Source organism: Ideonella sp. P3_A4 (assembly GCF_056403075.1).
Genome location: NZ_JBFUGE010001211.1, coordinates 1 through 881, shown reverse-complemented (window position 1 = coordinate 881; position 881 = coordinate 1). Strand labels below are relative to the sequence as shown.

Annotated in this window: 2 protein-coding genes; both read left to right on the top strand. The window is 65.7% G+C overall.

Annotated features, from left to right (window positions below; translation table 11 throughout):
* The coding region (locus AC1DYI_RS37050) for a response regulator (protein ID WP_477209058.1) at window positions 1–245 on the top strand (245 nt) is incomplete at its 5' end.
* 106 nt (window positions 246–351) lie between these two features.
* The coding region (locus tag AC1DYI_RS37045) for a radical SAM family protein (RefSeq protein WP_477209057.1) at window positions 352–881 on the top strand (530 nt) is incomplete at its 3' end.

Here is an 881-nt window from a genome sequence, read left to right as displayed (position 1 = left end):
TGCCGGACCTGCACGGCGCCGAGGTGTTGCGGCGCCTGCGCGCCGACCCGGCCACGCGCGGCTTCACCGTGGTGGCCTTGTCGGCCAGCGCGATGCCGGAAGAGGTAGCCGAAGCCCGGGCCGCCGGCGCCAACGACTACTGGACCAAGCCCTTCGAAGTCGATCAGCTGCTGAGCGACCTGCGCCGGCTGCTGCCCTCGCGGCCGCAGGACGGGGTGTCATCAGCGGCGATGGGCTTGCGCTGAAAAGTCGCCGCGCCAGCTTGGCGCGCACGGCAATACTGTATATATTTACAGTATGTCGAGCAGCCACCCCACCCACCGATCTGCACCGCCTTCTGGCACGAAAGCCGTGCCCGTCGTCTTCGTGCCTGCGAAGAAGTCACCCGTCGAACCCGTGGCGGTGAAAGGGCGCGGCACGGCCTGGGCGATCGAGCACCGGTTCACCAAGGACCACCATGAGAGCTTCGACGACGGCTGGGGCACGATCGACCAGGACGCTGCCGAGGAAAGGCTGCCGCAAACCACCGAAATCATCGAGCAGCGCGTCAAGAGCATCCTGACCGGCAACGATTCGCCGGACATCAACTTCGACCTGTCGATCAACCCGTACCGCGGTTGCGAGCACGGCTGCATCTACTGCTTTGCGCGGCCGACGCACAGCTACTTCAACCTGTCGCCGGGGCTGGACTTCGAAACCAAGATCTTCGCCAAGGTCAATGCGGCCGAGCGGGTGCGCGCAACCCTGCAGAGCCCCGGCTACGAGCCGATGCTGCTGAACATCGGCTCCGCGACAGACGCCTACCAGCCTGCCGAGCGCAAGCTGGGCATCACGCGCTCGGTGATCGAAGTGCTGAGCGAGTTCAAGCACCCGTTCTCGGT